General features: G+C 61.7%; 10 protein-coding genes and 2 pseudogenes. 8 read left to right on the top strand and 4 right to left on the bottom strand.

Translation table 11 applies throughout. The features are described from left to right. Positions 1-122: 122 nt before the first annotated feature. Positions 123-1,250: a sigma-70 family RNA polymerase sigma factor gene (locus tag AB0O71_RS03725; protein ID WP_363742105.1), complete on the top strand. Its 1,128-nt coding sequence runs from the start codon at positions 123-125 to the stop codon at positions 1,248-1,250. A gap of 388 nt (positions 1,251-1,638) precedes the next feature. Here AB0O71_RS03725 and AB0O71_RS03720 read toward each other — a convergent pair. Next, positions 1,639-1,826: pseudogene (locus tag AB0O71_RS03720) on the bottom strand (IS3 family transposase); the annotation flags it as partial. A 195-nt stretch (positions 1,827-2,021) separates the two neighbouring features. On the opposite strand from AB0O71_RS03720, the gene AB0O71_RS03715 reads away from it, so the two are divergent. From AB0O71_RS03715 to AB0O71_RS03685, 7 genes are read left to right on the top strand one after another with little or no spacing between them, the layout of a single operon-like run. After that, on the top strand, positions 2,022-2,258 hold the full coding sequence (locus AB0O71_RS03715; protein ID WP_017791819.1) for a heavy-metal-associated domain-containing protein: 237 nt from the start codon (positions 2,022-2,024) through the stop codon (positions 2,256-2,258). Positions 2,259-2,309: 51 nt separating this feature from the next. Next, positions 2,310-4,349 carry a heavy metal translocating P-type ATPase gene (locus tag AB0O71_RS03710; RefSeq protein WP_363742102.1) on the top strand — a complete coding sequence of 680 codons (2,040 nt, stop codon included), beginning with the start codon at positions 2,310-2,312 and terminating at the stop codon, positions 4,347-4,349. 15 nt (positions 4,350-4,364) lie between these two features. After that, positions 4,365-4,796, top strand: coding sequence for a cupin domain-containing protein (locus AB0O71_RS03705; RefSeq protein WP_017791817.1), 432 nt, complete (start codon positions 4,365-4,367; stop codon positions 4,794-4,796). Between the two features lie 35 nt (positions 4,797-4,831). Next, a complete protein-coding gene (locus tag AB0O71_RS03700) occupies positions 4,832-5,737 on the top strand; it encodes an NADP-dependent oxidoreductase (RefSeq protein WP_363742099.1) in 906 nt (301 codons plus the stop codon). Next, positions 5,734-6,402 carry a class I SAM-dependent methyltransferase gene (locus AB0O71_RS03695; RefSeq protein WP_363742096.1) on the top strand — a complete coding sequence of 223 codons (669 nt, stop codon included), beginning with the start codon at positions 5,734-5,736 and terminating at the stop codon, positions 6,400-6,402. Before AB0O71_RS03700 ends, AB0O71_RS03695 begins: the two co-directional genes overlap by 4 nt. A gap of 48 nt (positions 6,403-6,450) precedes the next feature. Continuing rightward, on the top strand, positions 6,451-7,179 hold the full coding sequence (locus tag AB0O71_RS03690) for a Crp/Fnr family transcriptional regulator (RefSeq protein ID WP_346058011.1): 729 nt from the start codon (positions 6,451-6,453) through the stop codon (positions 7,177-7,179). A 58-nt stretch (positions 7,180-7,237) separates the two neighbouring features. Beyond that, a complete protein-coding gene (locus AB0O71_RS03685) occupies positions 7,238-9,115 on the top strand; it encodes a heavy metal translocating P-type ATPase (protein ID WP_363742093.1) in 1,878 nt (625 codons plus the stop codon). A gap of 22 nt (positions 9,116-9,137) precedes the next feature. On the opposite strand, the gene AB0O71_RS03680 is transcribed toward AB0O71_RS03685, so the two are convergent. The 3 genes and pseudogenes from AB0O71_RS03680 to AB0O71_RS03670 all read right to left on the bottom strand — a co-directional run. Next, on the bottom strand, positions 9,138-9,449 hold the full coding sequence (locus tag AB0O71_RS03680; protein ID WP_346057743.1) for a metal-sensitive transcriptional regulator: 312 nt from the start codon (positions 9,447-9,449) through the stop codon (positions 9,138-9,140). A gap of 24 nt (positions 9,450-9,473) precedes the next feature. After that, on the bottom strand, positions 9,474-11,585 hold the full coding sequence (locus tag AB0O71_RS03675) for a heavy metal translocating P-type ATPase (RefSeq protein ID WP_363742089.1): 2,112 nt from the start codon (positions 11,583-11,585) through the stop codon (positions 9,474-9,476). 38 nt (positions 11,586-11,623) lie between these two features. Beyond that, a pseudogene (locus AB0O71_RS03670) lies at positions 11,624-11,855 on the bottom strand (hypothetical protein); the annotation flags it as partial. Positions 11,856-12,188 lie beyond the last annotated feature (333 nt).

Raw genomic sequence — 12,188 nt, 5'->3', positions numbered from 1 at the left:
GGGGCGTTTGACGCCGCTCGAGTACGAGACCATCATGAACAAACAGGTCGCACTCGCTGCCTAACCAAACTGTCACCTCAACGTGCATCAGACCCGCTTTGCGCGTTCGCCCACTCGTTGATTTGCAGGTCAAGTCAGGTGCCAAACCTGGGAACCGCGGGGACGCTGAGAGCAACGAAGGCCCGAGCAAGAAGAACCGAGACAGGCGCGTTTCTCGAGATGCCAGCGGTCCGGGCGACTCTTCTGCGGGTGAGGATGAATTTGAAGAGATTGAAATTTGGGACGGTGAGATACCGGAACAATTACGTGGAATCGCTTTCCTCGGTAAAGATTCCACTCACCTCTATTTGAAACAGATTGGTAAGTTCAAACTACTCACAGCCGAAGAAGAGGTGCTACTGGGAAAAGAGATCGAGGTGGGTCTGCTCGCGCAAGAACAACTCGATGCTCAAAACTATCGCCTCAGACGAGAACGCCGAGATCTGGAATGGCTAATCAAACGGGGGCGAAACGCACATACGAGGTTCTTGTGCTCTAACCTTCGCCTGGTGGTCAGCATTGCAAAGAAATACACGGCTGGCGCGGGGACATTGGATCTACTGGACCTCATCCAAGAAGGAAATCTTGGGTTGGAACGGGCAATACAGAAATGGGATTTCCGAAAGGGCTTTAAGCTTTCCACCTACGCAACGTGGTGGGTGCAGCAAGCCATCACGCGCGCAACAGCAGATACATCTCGCACAATCCGTATCCCAGTTCACAAAGTCGAAGAGCTGAAGAAGGCGCAAAGCCTCAAGAAGGATGCAGAGGTGCATGCTGATGAGAGCACTGCGCTCGCCCTCGTAGCGAATCAGCTGCAGATGACGGTACGTGACCTGGATGCTCTCTTTCAACTGGACAAGGCACCGGTGAGCATTGACAGAAAAGCATGGCTCCTTGAACCAGGGCACACCCAGGAAGTTTCATTCGGCGACCTCATCGAAGATACCGAGGCGCTGGAACCAGAAGATAATGTGATGTCGAAAATGCTGCAGCAGATACTTGTGCACCTCTTTGATTCATTGCCTGAGCGTGAGGCCGGTATCATTCAACTGCGCTTTGGATTGGGTGGGATTGAACCCCAAACACTCGAGCAAATTGGGGAAATCTTTGGTTTGACAAGAGAACGGATTCGTCAAATTGAGTCCAAAACCATGGCGAAGCTGCGCCATCCGTCGCGATCAGACCGGCTTCGCGATTATCTCGTGTAGGGCGCCGCGGACGCTGCGCACCCCGATCAGGCGACTATTCAATCGGGGTGTTTAAGCTCTGCTGTAGATCTAGCGCGCCAGGGCCGACGAGGGAAACGCGTACCTGCTTTCGGTTAACGCCAAGTGTGCGGGCGATCGCGCGCATCGAGATGCCACCGCCGTGCAGCTTCACGGCCTCTGCGGCTTCCTCGTTTGTGAGGCCGTGCTGACGTCGCACGACGTTGTTTCGAGTGAGGTGCTTCGTGATTCGACCTGGGTTTAGTTCCGACCCGTTTGTCCGTCACCCGGTCAGCGACGGAAGCTTCTCTTGCTCAGCATAATATGCTTCCTCGATCTCGATCGGGGTGCACATGAATTGGCCTGGTTCTTGTTCCGACCGGTTTCCCTGTCAGCCGGTCGGTGACAGAAGCGTCTCGGTTTCAGCGTAGTACGCCTGTTCGACCTCGATCGGAGTACGCATATCGAGTTCCCCGTGGAGCCGCTCATGGTTCCACCACCACACGTATTCGAGGGTCGCAAGCTCGACCTGCTCGACCGTCCGCCAGGGCCTTGCTGACGGATCAGTTCGGTCTTGTAGACCTTCATGGCGCCCAGCAGATCAACCAAGAAGCGACTCACGGCACCCAAGTAGCTGGTGAGCCACAGAGAGGAGCTCCGAGCACGACTTGATCTAGGTCAAGGCTGAGGCTCTGTCAACACAATAGTCTGGGTCGTGAAGGCCAGGAACCTCCTGGTCGATCCCCGTTTCGGGGTGAAGCGAAAGGACTCATCATGGCGAACGCTACTGACACCACCCACACTCTGCTGCGCGCCGAGGGTTTCTCGTGCCCGTCGTGCGTGACCAAGATCGAGAAGCAGGTCGGCAAGCTCGATGGCGTCGAGAACGTGACGGTGCACTTCGCCTCGGGTCGCGTTGAGATCGACCACGATGAGACAAGAAGTTCCGTCGACGATCTCATTGCTGCTGTCGATAAGGCCGGCTATAAGTCGAAGGCCTCCGCGTTCTAGCCAAACGGCTCCTCACGCACTAAGTTCACCAATTCGAAAGGCGGCACATTCGTGAACGCGTTCCGTAAGTGGCGGTATGGCAACTGGTTCATTCCCGTTGTCTCGGGCCTCCTCATTCTCGTGTCGTTCGGCGTCGAAAAGCTCTTCGGCGGCAGCTGGAACGTCACGGTCGGTCCGCAATGGTGGATCGACGCTGGCGAACACGCCCACGGTTCTGGTCATGTGTTTACCCTTGCGAACGCGTTCATGCTCGCCGCAGCAATTGTCGCGGGGTACGGAATCGTCGTGAAGGCCGTCCGGGCACTGCTCGTAAAGTTCATCAGTATCGACCTGCTCGTATCGATTGCAGCGATCGGCGCGACACTCATCGGCAACTTCTGGGAAGCTGCCGCCGTGACGTTCCTCTTCGCGATCGGTCACGCACTCGAAGCCGGCACGATGAACAAGACCCGTGCAGCGCTCGCTGAGTTGGTCGCGGTGGCCCCCGACGTTGCAGTCGTGATGCGCGACGGTGAGCAGGTCGAGATCGCCGCACATCAGGTGCGCATGGGCGAGATCGTGCTCGTAAAGAACGGAGCGAAAGTTCCCGTCGACGGGCAGGTCGTGTCAGGCACCGGAGCGATCGACGAGGCATCGATCACAGGTGAGTCGATCCCTGTCGAAAAGACGAAGTCAGATCACGTGTTTGCGGGCACGATCTCGCGGGGCGGATTCCTACAGGTCATGGCGACCGGCATCGGAGCCGACACGACGCTCGCGCGCATCATTCACCGTGTCGAAGAAGCGCAGGATGCGAAAGCGAAAACGCAGGCATTCATCGACCGATTCTCGAAGTGGTACACGCCCGCGGTGATGGTACTCGCGCTTGCGGCGGGCCTCATCTCTGGTGACGTAGTGCTCGGCCTCACGTTGCTCGTGATCGGTTGCCCGGGCGCGCTCGTCATCTCGATTCCCGTGGCGATCGTAGCGGGAATCGGCCGCTCGGCCCGCAACGGGATTCTCATCAAGGGCGGCGAGTACCTCGAAACCTCGGCCAAGATCTCGGCCGTCGCAGTCGATAAGACGGGGACTCTCACCGAGGGCCGCCCGGTACTCACCGACATCGTTGTGCTCAATCCTGAAGCGGATCGGCGCGAGGTGCTTCGCTGGGCAGCCGCCGCAGAAGCAGGGTCCGAGCACCCACTTGCCCGCCCGATCCTCGACACCGCACGAGAAGAAGGAGTGGCCCCCGAGGGCCTTCCGGGATCGGTCACACCGGTCGTGGGCAAGGGGATCGTGGCCGACGCTCACGACAAGCGGGTACTCATCGGTAACGTGCCGCTGCTCGAACAGTACGGGATCGTGAACGACGCGGGGGCGGCTGTGGCTGCGAAGAAACTGGCAGCGGCAGGCAAGACCCCGATGATTGTCGCGGTCGATGAGAGCGTGCTTGGCGTAATCGGTGTCGCAGATACGATCCGCGAGGATGCCCCCGAGATGATCAGGCGCTTGCACGCTAGCGGGGTGCAGAAGGTGGTGATGCTCACCGGAGATACGCGCCTTGTCGCCGAAGCCATCGGTGAGGCGGTCGGCATCGATGAGATCCATGCTTCGTTGCTACCCGAGGACAAGCTCGACGCTGTCGCGCGGTTGCAGCGCGAGGGGCACACGGTCGCGATGGTGGGCGACGGCGTGAACGACGCCCCGGCCCTCGCGACCGCCGACATTGGTGTTGCCATGGGTGCAGCGGGCTCAGCGGTGGCCGTGGAGACGGCAGACATTGCCCTGATGGGCGACAACCTCTTGAAACTGCCCGAAGCAATCAGCCTCGCCAAACGCACCGTGAACGTCATGCGCCAGAACATCTGGATCGCGCTCATCACCGTTGTCGTGCTGCTCGTCGGGGTCTTCGCAGGGGGTGTCACGATGGCTATCGGCATGCTCGTGCACGAGGGATCGGTGCTCATCGTAATCCTCAACGCGATGCGCCTGCTGCGCAACACCCAAGGAGCCACTGCGTTGTCGAGGAGTGAACGCGCCCGAGCCGCACATGAAACAGGCCGCCCGGTCGAACCAGCCACGGCCCAGAGTTCATCCGAACTTCCATCTTAAGAAAGGACCACACACATGAGTGAGAACCAGTTCAGCGTCGGCGAGAAGGCGACGCACTTCATCATCGACGAGGTCGCGAAAGCAAACACGAATTTTCGTCAGGTGCTCTGGACGGGAAAGCATTCCCAACTCGTTGCGATGACGATTCCGGTGGGCGGGGAGATCGGCGACGAGGTGCATGACACCACCGACCAGTTGCTGAGTTTTGTGTCGGGCAGCGGAGAGGCCGACCTTGACGGCGAGACGCACACCGTTGATGCTGGCGACCTGTGCGCTGTCCCGGCCGGTACTCGCCACAACTTCCGCAACACTGGCGATGAGCCTTTGGTGCTCTACACCGTCTATTCACCTCCGGAGCACGCAATTGACGCGGAGTATGCCACGAAGGAACTCGCTGATGCGGCAGAGGCTTCGGGTGAAGACGCTCCGCCACAGGCAACCACGTAAGTGTCACTCACCTGGAGAACGAGGAGAAGTCAATAATGTCGAAAGCGCTGGTCTTCGCCGCCTATGGCGGCCCCGAGACGCAGGAACTCGTTGAACGCCCGGCTCCGGCGCCTGGGCCTGGAGAGCTCGCGATCGAAGTGAAAGCGGCCGGGGTGAACCCTGCTGACTGGAAGATCCGTGCGGGGCAGATGGGCTCCCACTGGCCGCTTCCCGCACCGATGGGCCGAGAGGCCTCCGGTGTCGTCACCGCCGTAGGCGCAGAGGTCGAGAACTTCGCTGTCGGTGACATGGTGCTCGGCCTCGCGGCCAAAGGACAGGGAACGTTCGCGAAGCACACGGTGTTGGATGCGGCACAAACCGTCCAGAAGCCCGAAGAGCTTTCCTTTGCTGACGCTGCAGCACTGCCTGTCGCAGGGGCGACTGCGTATGACGTGACGCATCAGATCGAGCTGGAACCTGGTCAGACGATGCTGATTCTTGGCACCGGAGGTGGGGTCGGGCTGATGGCGGCGCAGATCGGCAATGTGCACAAGTTCACGGTCATCGGTGTGGCCAGTGCAGCGAAGCAGGAACTGGTGGAGTCGACCGGTGCGACGTTCGTTGCCTCCGGGGAGGGTGCGGCTGACCGGGTGCGTGCCATCGCGCCGGAGGGTGTTGATGTGCTCATCGACCTGGTCGGTGGGCAGGCGCTTCGTGATCTCGCGGTCGTCGCCAAAGACCCGAGCGTCATCATCAGTACCGCAGACCCGACCACCGTGCAGCAACTCGGTGGCGTAGCGGTGGTGCGCACGCGTGAAGGGCTCGAGAAGGTCACCGGCGTCGCCCAGTACGGTCTCGTCGATCCGCAGGTGACGGACCGGTACAGTCTCGATCGGGCTGCGGAAGCCATCGCCATGGTGGAGGCCGGGCACACTGCCGGCAAAGTGATCATCGAACCATGACCCAGCGGCCTGAGGCACCGACGGACGCCGTATTCACAGCAGCACGGACGTCTGATCCTGTGGCCTCAATAAACCGGGTGGCCGATGCATACGGGTCGCCTGAGGTTGATATCGAGGGCATTCTCGGTGCCGAGATCTCACCGGATGACCCTGATCGTGCGGTCATCGAGCCGTGGGCCGCGGCAGTCGATGGCCCCATTCTCGATGTCGGCGCGGGTACCGGGCGTTGGACCGGTCACCTCGCACGCCTCGGACACGCGGTGGAAGGGCTCGAGCCATCGGATCGCCTCATCACGATTGCCCGAGCCAGACATCCCGCGGTTGTGTTCCATCACGATTCCATCGACGATCTCGCCCGTTGCGAGACCCGCTGGGGCGGGATCCTCGCCTGGTATTCGACCATTCACATGAGCTCAGAAGAGCTCCTACACGCGCTCGCAACACTGCGCACTCGGCTGGGTGACGGCGGATCGCTGCTGATGTCCTTTTTCGCGGGGCCGCGGCTAGAGGCATTCGACCATCCGATCGCCGCCGCATACCGGTGGCCGATGAACAAAATGGTCGAAGCCCTCACCCACGCCGGGTTCGAGGTGATCGGGCAGCGCTCGAACCCGCGGACGCCCCACGCGCACATCACTGCACGCGCCACCCCTGGCTTCAGCTGAAGCGCGGGTGTTGTGCCACGAGTCGCCATACTAGAAGGGAAGGGAAGGATGCCGTTGGCTGTTTCAACCGATGTGGATGCTGATCCAGCAAATGATCTCTGCGTGGCCCGTGTACCACTGTTTCAAGGGCTCACACATGCGCAGCAAGTGGAAGTTGCGGGATTTGCACGTACCGTCCGATTAGACGCTGTCGAGCAGGCGTATACAGCAGGCTCGGACATGTCGCAGTTGATGGTGGTGCACACCGGTCAGGTGAAGATCGCTCGCACAAGTGCGGCTGGGCACGAGCAGGTGATCCGGGTCCTCGGGCCGGGCGACTTCATCGGAGAATCCGCGTTTCTCACCGGCACGAGACCCGATCACGCAGCAGAAGCGCTCGTGCATACCGAACTGTGCGTGTTCCGTCATGCCGATCTCGGGCGTCTCGTCGAGAAGCATCCGAGCATCGGGCTGCGCATGCTGCAAGGAGTGAGTCAGCGCTTGGATGATACTGAGGCGCGACTGGCTTCTGTCATCTCGGGAAACGTGAGCTCTCGTCTCGCCGATTACCTGCTCTCGCTCCCTGCGACGCCAGGGCCGCGAGGAGCCATCGACGTGACGCTGCCGCTCGCAAAGAAGGACATCGCTTCGCTCCTGTCCACGACACCAGAGTCCCTCAGTCGGCAACTTCGCAAACTCACCGACACCGGGGTGATCTCACAACAGGAACAGGGGCGGATCACGATCACTGATGTGACCGCGCTCACCGCACTCTCAACCCTCTCGAAGAGAGACTGAGAACAGCACCGTGCCAGCCCAGACCATCGCCCCACGTACCTCGGAAGCGTCACACGCAATGTCATCGACGGTGGAATTTCTTCGCAACCGCAAGCTCATGATGTTCGTGCTCGTCGGTTTGGCGACCGGGGTTATGCTCTGGCTTACCGGCGCAGAGATGGCTCTCGGGGTCACCGCATACTTGGTGCTCGGTATCGTGATCGTGATCACCGCGATCGACATGTTCAAAGATCTGATGCGCGGGCATTGGGGGCTCGACATTCTTGCGGTCATCGCCATGATCGCGACACTCGCCGTACAGGAATATGTCGCGGGGCTCATCATCGCGTTGATGCTCACCGGAGGGGAAGCACTCGAAGACCTCGCCGCTCGCCGCGCGAGCCGAGAACTCGACCAACTGTTGAACCGAGCCCCAGCATTCGCGGGTCGAATTCACCCGGTAACAGGTGAGGTCGAACGCATCGCGATCGAAGAGGTGAAAGTCGGCGACGAACTGCTGGTGCGCTCCTCAGAGATCCTCCCCGTCGACGGGGTGCTCCTATCGGATCACGCGACGATTGATGAATCATCCGTGACCGGTGAACCGATCCCGGTGAACTACCACGCGGGCGACCCACTGCTTTCTGGAACGGTCAACAGCACGACGAGCTTCACGATGCGCGCGCAGAAGGTGGCAGCCGATTCGAACTACGCCTCGATCGTACGGTTGGTCGAGGAGGCCGTGGACTCCCGGGCACCGATGGTGCGACTCGCCGACCGTTATGCGGTGCCGTTCACCATTGTGTCATTGCTGATTGCGGGCTTCGCGTGGTTTCTCAGCGGGGATCCGGTGCGATTTGCCGAGGTGCTCGTCGTGGCGACGCCGTGCCCGCTGCTCATCGCCACCCCGGTCGCGTTTATGGGCGGGATGAGTTCCGCGGCAAAGCTCAACGTCATCATCAAAGACGGTGGCGTGTTAGAGGTGCTCGCCGGGGTCCGTGCAGTCGCATTCGACAAGACCGGCACCTTGACCGAAGGTAAAGCCGACGTCGTCGAGATTCACCCTGCTGCTCGCACCGTAGACGAGACGCTGCAGCTCGCGGCCGCCGCCGAGCAGTACTCCGTGCACGTGTTCGCCGATCCGATCGTGGCATCGGCACGCACACAGCAACTTGAGCTTCCCGAAGTGGTGACGGCCGACGAGGTGGCAACAAACGGTGTCCTCGCCTCCCTGGCAGACGGCACTTCGGTGCGAGTGGGCAAGCCCTCATTTATCGAAGAGGTGACCGGGCCGATCGATCGACCCGTACTCTCAGCTGGGGAGACGGCCGTCTACGTATCGGTCGGTGACGAGCTCGCCGGAGTGATCATCTTGTCCGACCCGATTCGTGAGCAGTCTGCAGACACGGTGTCCCGTCTTCGCCGAGCAGGCGTAGCCGAGATCGCGATGGTGACCGGTGATATCACGTCGACCGCGGAGTCTGTCGCACACGCGGTCGACATTCAGACGGTGCACGCTGAGACCACTCCCCAGACCAAGGTGCGGATTGTGCAGGCGATGCGGCCGAGACCCGTACTCATGGTCGGCGATGGGATCAATGATGCCCCGGTGCTGGCGGCCGCCGATGTCGGTGTTGCGATGGCGGGCAGGGGTGCAACGGTCGCGAGCGAGTCAGCAGCGGCGGTGATCACCTCGAACGACATCGCGCGAGTGGCAGATGTGGCCTATGTCTCGCGGCGCACGGTGCAGATCGCCCTGCAGTCGATCTGGATGGGCATCATCATCTCAGTCGGTTTGATGCTCGTCGCCGCATTCGGCTATTTGCCGGCGGTGGTGGGAGCGCTGCTGCAAGAGATTGTTGACCTTGTGGCCATTCTGTCGGCGCTCCGCGCGCTCCGAGCGCACCGGGGTGCGCGGCGCGAGAGCCCTGCTCGGCGGGAAGTGCCGGTAGGCTAACCCGCGAGGCCGACTCACACAGTCACGATCGGATCAGCCGGTTGACCGCGGCAGTGGACTCCTGAATCTTCTCGTGGGCGGCCTCGTCGCTAAGCTTGGCGGCATCGAGCACACAGTGCTTCAGGTGATCATCGAGCAGCCCCGTCGCCACCCCCTGCAGCGAGCGGGTGAGCGCACTGACCTGGGTCAGAATGTGGACACAGTACTGCTCTTCGTCGATCGTGTTCGCGATGCCCCGGGCCAAACCTTCGATTCGTTTCATGCGCTGCAGGTAGCGCTTCTTATCGCCGATATACCCGTGGTGCGACGCGTGCGATTCAGTGGTTGATGACATGTGCTGATCCTGACCTGCGTGAGGTCAGTTCGTGCGTTCGAGCACGGCGCGAGTGCTGGCTTCTGGACTGAGATCGATGCGGCGCAAGAGCTGGGCATTCAGCGCCACGACGATCGTCGACAGCGACATCAGAATCGCTCCGACCGACATCGGCAGCACGAACCCGACGCGGGCGAGCACCCCGGCGGCAAGCGGCACCGAAATCAAGTTGTACCCCGCCGCCCACCACAGGTTCTGTTTCATCTTGCGGTAGGCAGCACGTGAGAGTTCGATCACTGAGAGCACCGAACGCGGGTCAGAGCTGGCGAGGATCACCCCTGCCGACGCGATCGCCACATCGGTGCCCGCCCCGATAGCGATACCAACATCGGCTTGCGCGAGGGCGGGGGCATCGTTGACACCGTCGCCGACCATCGCGACAGCCGTGCCTTCGTGCTGCAACTCGGCCACCTTCGCGGCCTTATCTTCGGGGCGCACGCCCGCGAACACACGGTCGATACCGAGTTCGCGAGCAACCTCCCCCGCGACGGCTGCAGCGTCACCGGTGATCATCACGACCTCAACACCGAGCCGATGCAGTGCGGCGAGGGCATCGCGCGACTCCGGGCGAATCTCATCGGCGAGCTTCAGCCCGCCGATCATGATTCCGTCACGAACGACATGCAGAATGATGGCACCTTCGGCCCGCCAGGCATCGGCTGCACCGATCTCGGGCTGCCCGGTTTCTTCCAGAAGCCGGGGCCCACCGACCCGAATCTCGTGGCCGGCCACGGTGGCGGTGACGCCAACCGCCGGTGAAGAAGAGAACCCGGTGGCGGGTGCAAGGCTGAGGCCTCGGTCGCTCGCCGCGGCGACGATCGCTTTGGCGAGGGGGTGCTCGCTGTCGGCCTCGGCCGCGGCAGCCAGGGCCAGCAGGGCGTGCTCGTCAACATCGCCGACTGGCGCGACACCGGTGACAACCGGTTCGCCCTTGGTGAGTGTGCCCGTCTTGTCGAAGAGCACCGCGTCGACTTGGCGCATCGTCTCGAGCGCGAAACGATCTTTCACGAGCACCCCGCCGCGAGCCGCGCGCTCGGTGGCGATGGAAACCACGAGCGGAATCGCCAAGCCGAGCGCGTGCGGGCAGGCGATCACTAGCACGGTAATGGTGCGCATCACGGCCGCATCTGGGTCGCCCACGAGCATCCAAACGATCGCGGTGCTGACCGCTGCGGCGAGGGCGAACCAGAACAGCCACCCTGCAGCCCGGTCGGCGATGCGCTGCGCCCGAGACGACGAGTTTTGTGCGTCGGCGACGAGTCGGTTGATGCCGGCAAGTGTCGTGTCGTCTCCGATGGCGGTGACTCTGACCCGCAGCCCCGAATCGGTCGCGACCGTGCCGGCGGTCACCGCATCACCCTCGCTGCGGGTCGCGGGGAGCGATTCGCCGGTGATCATCGATTCATCCATGGCCGCACGTCCGTCAACAATCATGCCGTCGGCCGGCACGCTGCCGCCCGGGCGCACGATCACGAGATCATCAACGCGCAACTCCGCCGGGCTCACCGTGACGGCCGTTTCACCCTCGACCCGCTCGGCTTCGTCGGGCAAAAGCGCAGCGAGGGAGTCGAGCGCAGAAGTGGTCTGGGCGAGCGAACGCATCTCGATCCAGTGCCCGAGCAGCATAATGACCACCAGCAGCGCGAGTTCCCACCAGAATTCGAGCTCGTGATGCAACAGCCCGAGTGTTGCGCCCCACGATGCGAGGAAGGCCACGGTGATGCCCAGGGCGATCAGCAGCATCATGCCCGGTTTGCGGGCCTTGATTTCGCTCACCGTGCCCTTCAAGAATGGGGAGCCGCCCCAGACATACATCACGGTGCCGATAACAGGTGCGATCCACGTGGCCCAGCCTGGTACTGAATAGCCGAGGATCATGGCAAACATTGGCGAGAACGCGACGACTGGCACCGCGAGCACGAGATTCACCCAGAACAGGCGCCGAAACTGTGCCACATGATCGCCGTGGCTGCCGTGACCGCAGTGGCCCATATGGCCAGCGTGACCACCGTGATCCTCGTGCCCAGTGCGCTCGTGGTGCTCGTGGCCACTGTGAGGCCCGTGGTCGTGCCCGTGGCCCGAGTGTGGCTTCGTCATGGGTGTCTCCTCTCGGCTGGGCGACCGGGCCCGGTGTGCTAGGCAGCCTGCTTGGTGATGGACGTGAAGCCGCGCAGACGCAGGCTGTTGCCAACCACGAAGACGCTCGAGAACGCCATCGCCGGCGATCATTGGGTTGAGCATACCGAACGCTGCGACCGGAATCGCTGCCACGTTATAGGCGAACGCCCAAGACAGGTTCGTCTTGATGGTGCCGAGCGTCTTGCGTCAGAGTCGGATCACATCGACAGCGCTCCGCAGATCGCCGCGCTACTGCCTTTACTCACCGACCTTCAAGCAGTTCGTCTTCCGACCCAGACTTGTAGAGCGAATGGCAGAAGCTGTTGAGAAGTACCAAGCGCTACTTTGCCGTGCGCCGGTCGAAAAAGGTTCGGTCAAAGTCTGACGGGTTGCAGAGGAGATCGAGTGCCGTCGCACTGGCGGCGTGACTAGAACTGTCACCTATCCGTGCAGCACTCCCGTCTGTGCGTTCGGCTCACTTAGCTGGACAGGCAGCACTTGAACTTGCTGGTCTTGATTCCGCCGAGTTGCCGACTCTTGCAACGGCAAGTGATGTAGATCCGGCAGCAGTAGTTCTGGTTA

Source organism: Leucobacter sp. NPDC077196, assembly GCF_040687075.1.
Classification (GTDB): domain Bacteria; phylum Actinomycetota; class Actinomycetes; order Actinomycetales; family Microbacteriaceae; genus Leucobacter.
This window is presented reverse-complemented; position numbering and strand designations above follow the sequence as displayed.

Excerpts from the sequence above, each read along its gene's own strand:
- AB0O71_RS03715 (WP_017791819.1), top strand. The coding sequence starts at position 2,022 with ATGGCGAACGCTACTGACACCACCCACACTCTGCTGCGCGCCGAGGGT.
- AB0O71_RS03705 (WP_017791817.1), top strand. The coding sequence starts at position 4,365 with ATGAGTGAGAACCAGTTCAGCGTCGGCGAGAAGGCGACGCACTTCATC.
- AB0O71_RS03700 (WP_363742099.1), top strand. The coding sequence starts at position 4,832 with ATGTCGAAAGCGCTGGTCTTCGCCGCCTATGGCGGCCCCGAGACGCAG.
- AB0O71_RS03695 (WP_363742096.1), top strand. The coding sequence starts at position 5,734 with ATGACCCAGCGGCCTGAGGCACCGACGGACGCCGTATTCACAGCAGCA.
- AB0O71_RS03690 (WP_346058011.1), top strand. The coding sequence starts at position 6,451 with ATGCCGTTGGCTGTTTCAACCGATGTGGATGCTGATCCAGCAAATGAT.
- AB0O71_RS03685 (WP_363742093.1), top strand. The coding sequence starts at position 7,238 with ATGTCATCGACGGTGGAATTTCTTCGCAACCGCAAGCTCATGATGTTC.
- AB0O71_RS03680 (WP_346057743.1), bottom strand. The coding sequence starts at position 9,449 with ATGTCATCAACCACTGAATCGCACGCGTCGCACCACGGGTATATCGGC.
- AB0O71_RS03675 (WP_363742089.1), bottom strand. The coding sequence starts at position 11,585 with ATGACGAAGCCACACTCGGGCCACGGGCACGACCACGGGCCTCACAGT.